The 5,453-nt window shown below is 59.9% G+C and carries 6 protein-coding genes; 3 read left to right on the plus strand and 3 right to left on the minus strand.

The window, feature by feature from the left end:
• Nucleotides 1-70: 70 nt before the first annotated feature.
• Nucleotides 71-739, minus strand: coding sequence for a GntR family transcriptional regulator (locus AC1DU9_RS29315; RefSeq protein ID WP_223461484.1), 669 nt, complete (start codon nt 737-739; stop codon nt 71-73).
• 366 nt (nt 740-1,105) lie between these two features.
• On the opposite strand from AC1DU9_RS29315, the gene AC1DU9_RS29320 reads away from it, so the two are divergent.
• A complete protein-coding gene (locus tag AC1DU9_RS29320) occupies nt 1,106-2,251 on the plus strand; it encodes a M14 family metallopeptidase (protein ID WP_477811222.1) in 1,146 nt (381 codons plus the stop codon).
• A gap of 104 nt (nt 2,252-2,355) precedes the next feature.
• On the opposite strand, the gene AC1DU9_RS29325 is transcribed toward AC1DU9_RS29320, so the two are convergent.
• Both AC1DU9_RS29325 and AC1DU9_RS29330 read right to left on the minus strand, forming a co-directional pair.
• Entirely contained in the window at nt 2,356-2,901 is a 546-nt protein-coding gene (locus tag AC1DU9_RS29325; RefSeq protein ID WP_223461479.1) for a cytochrome b, read from the minus strand.
• Nucleotides 2,898-3,983, minus strand: a complete 1,086-nt coding sequence (locus AC1DU9_RS29330) for a catalase family peroxidase (RefSeq protein WP_477811223.1) — start codon at nt 3,981-3,983, stop codon at nt 2,898-2,900. Before AC1DU9_RS29330 ends, AC1DU9_RS29325 begins: the two co-directional genes overlap by 4 nt.
• 163 nt (nt 3,984-4,146) lie before the next feature.
• Here AC1DU9_RS29330 and AC1DU9_RS29335 point away from each other — a divergent pair, with 163 nt between their 5' ends.
• Nucleotides 4,147-4,653, plus strand: a complete 507-nt coding sequence (locus AC1DU9_RS29335; RefSeq protein WP_223461473.1) for a sigma-70 family RNA polymerase sigma factor — start codon at nt 4,147-4,149, stop codon at nt 4,651-4,653.
• Nucleotides 4,650-5,402: an anti-sigma factor family protein gene (locus tag AC1DU9_RS29340; RefSeq protein WP_477811224.1), complete on the plus strand. Its 753-nt coding sequence runs from the start codon at nt 4,650-4,652 to the stop codon at nt 5,400-5,402. The genes AC1DU9_RS29335 and AC1DU9_RS29340 overlap by 4 nt, the downstream gene beginning before the upstream one ends.
• Nucleotides 5,403-5,453: the final 51 nt, after the last annotated feature.

The raw sequence follows: 5,453 nt of genomic DNA on the forward strand, positions 1-5,453 counted from the left end.
GACCTTTTCAGAAGCAACATCAAAAGATCGCAGCCTGCGGCAGCTCCTACAGGGGTATGAGGTTGTTCTTCTATTGGTGAGCCTCAAGAAACTGAATCAGGCGCGGAATCGTTCCTTCGATGTGCTCGCACACCACCGCCGCCGCTTTATCCGGATCGCCGGAACGCAACGCGGTCACGATCGCGGCGTGTTCGTCCCGGGCACTGCGGGGCTTTTCGGCATGTTGCAGCCACAGGCGCATGTGCGGCTCGATCACCGAATACAGCGCCGAAATTTGCCGCATCAGGCGCGGGCGTTCACTCAGGCTGCACAGGTATTCATGGAAGGCGCGATGACGGCTGACCCACTCGGCACCGTCCTCGCGGTAGTCGTCCATCTCGTCGAGCAGACGCTCCAGATGGCTGAAATGGCGCTCGGTCATTTTGCTGACAGCCACCCGGATGGCGAGCCCCTCAAGGGCACTGCGCATCTCGAACACTTCACGCATTTCGTCGATGTTCAGGCCCCGTACGATGGCGCCGCGATTGGGCCGCAACGTCACCAGGCCGTCGGCATCCAGACGGCGGAACGCTTCGCGCACCGGCATGCGGCTCATGCCGATTTCACCGGCGATGTCCTCGGCGATCAGCCGTTCGCCGGTGCGGTAACGTCCTTTGCAAATGGCCTCCAGAAGAAAGTTGTAAGCCTCCTCCTCAGCAGTGACAGGCTGGCGCTCGGTATAGGCAGGGGCGAATTTCATCAGTGCACCTTTTGTATTTTTGTATCCAATTATCCATAAAGCCAAAAAGGCACATTGCATGCCAGAATCAGCGAATCGAATGCAGGCATTTGATTACATTGATGTATCAGCCATCACGATGACTGGTTGCAGACAAGAGTATTGATCCGGAACGAGTTGAAATGCCCCATCCTGTCACCTGAAGGCCACAAAACGGTGCTGGTGGTAACACGGATGATCGCTACGCTTGGTTGGAGGACTTCGTGGCAAACCTTGAGTCGCAAAGTGAACAGGCGCCTTGGTGGTAAGACGGTTTTTCTCCGCTCCTAAGGCCCTGCACTTGCGTGTAAAGTGGCCGCCATAAAAATCTTGATCAGGAACCCAACCGTGGCTAAATCCTCCCTCGACATCAGTGCCAACTTCGACAGCGGCAACATCCAGGTAATCGATGTCAGCGACCCGCTCAAGCCCCTGCTGGCGATCCGCCCCGATACCAAAAGCAACCATTTCCAATGGTTCCACTTCAAGGCCAGCGGCCTGCATGTTGGCCAGGAGCACTGGTTTCGCCTGAACAATGCCAGCCAATCCTCCTATAACAAGGCCTGGACCGGTTATCAGGCGGTGGCGTCCTACGATCACGTCAACTGGTTCCGCGTACCGACCATTTTCGAAGGCGATTGCCTGCGTTTCAGCCTCGAAGCCGAGCAGACCCACGCCTGGTTCGCTTACTTCGAACCCTACAGCCGTGGCCGCCACGACTGGCTGATCGAGCAGGCACTGACCAAGGCCGGCACCGAACTGCTGGCCACCGGCAAAAGTGTCGAAGGTCGCGACATTCAATTGTTGCGCAAAGGCACCGGGGCCGAGGGCCGACGCAAGGTATGGATGATTGCCCAGCAACATCCGGGTGAACACATGGCCGAGTGGTTCATGGAAGGCGTGATCGAGCGCCTGGAAAAACACGACGACCCTGTGCTGAATAAACTGCTGGCCAGCGCCGATCTGTACCTGGTACCAAACATGAACCCGGACGGTGCTTTCCACGGCAACCTGCGCACCAATGCCATGGGCCAGGACCTCAACCGCGCCTGGCAGAGCGCCAGCCAGGAAATCAGCCCGGAAGTCCTGTTCGTTCAGCAGCAGATGGAAAAGTACGGCGTCGACATGTTCCTCGACGCCCATGGTGACGAGGAAATCCCTCACGTATTCACCGCCGGTTGCGAAGGCAACCCCGGTTACACGCCGCGGATCGAAAAGCTCGAGGAGCACTTCCGCAGTCATCTGAAGCACACCACCAAAGACTTCCAGACCAGGTACGGCTACACCCGCGACGAACCGGGCCGGGCCAACATGACGCTGGCCTGTAACAGCGTCGGGCAGAAGTACGACTGTCTGTCGTTGACCCTGGAAATGCCGTTCAAGGATCACGACGATCATCCGAATCCGTTGACGGGCTGGTCGGGCAAGCGCTCGAAGCAGTTGGGCAAGGATGTACTCACCACCATTGCGGACATGGTCGACACCTTGAGTTGATTGCCCTTCAAGATCAAAAGATCGCAGCCTGCGGCAGCTCCTACATTGGAATGCGTTTCCCTGTAGGAGCTGCCGCAGGCTGCGATCTTTTTTTTACCCAGCTATTATCCGCGATCCTTACCCCGCAACATGCTGTCCAGCACCTCATCGCGACGCACCCATCCGTGAAACAACGCTGCCGCCAAATGCAGCAACACAGTCAGAAACAACAGATACGCCAGATACCCGTGCGCCTTGCGCAAAAACGCAAACACCTGCGCGTTCGCCGGCACAATCGACGGTAGTTGCAGCGAACTGCTGAGCATGACCGGCTCGCCCGACGCCGAAATCATCGCCCAGCCCAACAGCGGCAGAACCAGCATCAAGGCGTACAGCAACACATGCGACGCCTTGGCCGCCCGCATCTGCCAACCCGGCAAGTCCGCGGGCAATGGTGGCTGTGTGGTGGAGAAACGCACCACCAGGCGCACGATCACCAACAGCAAAATCGCGATGCCCAAGGGTTTGTGCAGATGAATCAGCCATTCATGCCGCTCGGACACCGAGGCGACCATGCCGGCGCCGATAAACAGCATCGCGATGATCATCGGCGCCATCAGCCAGTGCAGCAGGCGCGCCAGCGGGGCAAAGTGGTTCGGTTGGTTGCTCATTGCTGGGCCTCCTGTTTGGCGGCGGGCAACTGGCTGACTTCGCTGGTGCGACGCAGGTAGGAATTGGCGTAACCGGCTGAACGGGTGGCGAGCAACGGGTCGTCGGAACCTTCGATCCCGGCAGGCAACACCAGCGGATCGTAGTTGATGTCACGGCATTCACCGTTGAGTTGCGGTTGAGTCTTTTCAAGCACCAGGGTGCCAGCGTTCAACACCTTGCGCCCTTCGGGCCAGGCCTTGCTGGCGTCGTTGACCGGATCGCCGGGGTTGGCCAGGGTGATGTTCAACTGCCAGCGCAACGGGCCGGCGGCAATTCGCTGAACCAGGTCTTTCTCCAGGAAATCATTGCCCTCCGGTGCCGTGCCCCCCGGTGCGTCCTGGGCCAGTGGCACCATGTTCCAGCGCACGGCCTGGCGTTGGCCGGCCGCGTTGACCAGGTAGAACGCATTGACGCTGTTGTAGTTTTCGGTCACGTAACTGGCCGACGGCTTGGCAGTCTTGATCCAGGCCCGGAACGGTGCGGCTTCCGGGTGCGAATCAAAAAACGCCGATACCGTCTTGGGGTCCGGTTTGCCGGTGGCCGGGTCTGGCGACTGGGCTTTCTGCAATTGATAGAACGCCTCGGGCGTGCCCACCGGGAACACCGGCATGCTGTTCATCCCGGTGCGCCACTGCTGGCCGTTGGCCTGAGTAAAACGCAAGGCCATGCTGCGGATCGGCACGGCACTGTCCGGCGCGTTTGGGTTACCGGACCCCAAGGCGAAACGCCCCACCACCGGTGTCCGTGCTTCGTTGAACACTTGAGCGGTGGAATAGCTGCGCGCCTCAAGGCTGCTCTCGAAATGTCCGATCACGCACACGCCTTTGGAATGGTTGCGACGGAACCCCGGATGCACGCCGTTGTTGGCTTCCAGCAGGTTGATCAGTTTTTTCGGGGTCAGGCGCTGTGGGTCCAGGGTGCCGTTGACGTAGGCAAATGCCCCAGCCACTGCGGCAACGACCACGGCAATGCCAGCCAGACGCAATATCAGGCTCGCCGCACTCAAGGGTGGCCGGGGCGGCGGTGATGATCGATCTACCATGAAAGACTCCAGGGCCATCGGCCACAAGTGAGAAGAATCAAGCAGACGAACCGCACGCAGGTTTATTCCCACATGCGGTGTTTATTTTTTCTGACGTGGAATAACCTCGAATACCGGGCGTCTTCCTAGTCCACAGTCCAGCGTAGCGACTAGTCAGAACTTCATGAACGATATCGACGAACAACTGAGGGAAATCATTCCCCGATTGCGACGGTTTGCCGTGTCGTTGACGCGCAACACCAGCAGCGCTGACGACCTGGTGCAGGCGAGCCTGGAGCGGGCATTGTCGAGTTGGAGCGGTAAACGCGCCGAGGGCGACTTGCGCGCCTGGCTGTTCTCGATTGTCTATCGGCAGTTTCTCGATGCGCACCGCCGCTCCCGACGCTATGCGCGCATGCTCGAATTCTTCACCGGGCGTGACGATGCCCAGCCCTCGGTGGAGCGCTCCGTTATCGCTCAATCGACCCTCAGCGCTTTCGACCGACTGCCTACCGAGCAACGCGCGCTGCTGCTCTGGGTGTCGGTGGAAGGACTGAGCTACAAAGAGGTCGCCGGGATTCTCGACGTACCCACCGGCACCGTGATGTCCCGCCTGTCCCGGGCTCGCCAGGCCCTGCGCCAACTCAGCGATGGCGAAATCAACCGCCCTTCCCTGCGGAGACTCAAATGATCAGCATGCCCCCCAGCGAGTGTGACCTGCACGCCTATGTCGACCACCAACTGAGCGACGCCGACCGACGCCTGGTAGAGACTTTTCTGGCGAGCAATCCGCAAATGTCCGCGCAAGTGCGCGCCTGGCAACTGGACGCCCAGCAACTGCGCGCGGCCCTCAGTGGTGCCATGCAGCAACCGGTCAACCCGAATCTCGATCCAGCCGTGATTCGCCAACGTATGCAACGCCAGTCCCGTCGGCATCTGGCCAGCGCGGCGGTGCTGTTGATCGCGGTCAGCTTCGGCGGTTTCAGCGGTTGGCAAGCACGGGAAATGACACTGGCAAGCCCCCAGCTGCCAATGACCGATGCCCTGCAGGCCTATCGCCTGATTGCCCAGCAAGGCCTCCTCCCGGCCGATTACAAAGTCGGCGCGGACGGTGATATGCAAGGCTGGCTCGACCGTTACTTCACACAGGCCAATCGCCTGCCCGACCTTTCGGATGCCGGCTTCAAACCGGTCAGTGGGCGCCTGCTGAGCACCGAGCAAGGCCCGGCGGCGATGGTGGTCTACGAGAACCAGGGCGGGCAGAAAATCAGTTTCTACGTGCGCCCGCCAGGGCCGAAAAACTTCCTGCTGCCCCGCGGCAGCCGTAGCGATGACGGGCTGCAGGCCGAGTACTGGTCAGGAAGTGGCTATAACTATGCGATAGTCAGCCCGGCGGATACGCCTGCGGCGCGGATGCTCAAACAGACCACACAATTCTAATGACCACAACGGCCCCCCTGTAGGAGCGAGCCTGCTCGCGATAGCGGTCTG

The sequence above is a fragment of the Pseudomonas sp. P4_C1 genome (assembly GCF_056402155.1).

Excerpts from the sequence above, each read along its gene's own strand:
- AC1DU9_RS29315 (WP_223461484.1), bottom strand. The coding sequence starts at position 739 with ATGAAATTCGCCCCTGCCTATACCGAGCGCCAGCCTGTCACTGCTGAG.
- AC1DU9_RS29325 (WP_223461479.1), bottom strand. The coding sequence starts at position 2,901 with ATGAGCAACCAACCGAACCACTTTGCCCCGCTGGCGCGCCTGCTGCAC.
- AC1DU9_RS29335 (WP_223461473.1), top strand. The coding sequence starts at position 4,147 with ATGAACGATATCGACGAACAACTGAGGGAAATCATTCCCCGATTGCGA.
- AC1DU9_RS29330 (WP_477811223.1), bottom strand. The coding sequence starts at position 3,983 with ATGGTAGATCGATCATCACCGCCGCCCCGGCCACCCTTGAGTGCGGCG.
- AC1DU9_RS29340 (WP_477811224.1), top strand. The coding sequence starts at position 4,650 with ATGATCAGCATGCCCCCCAGCGAGTGTGACCTGCACGCCTATGTCGAC.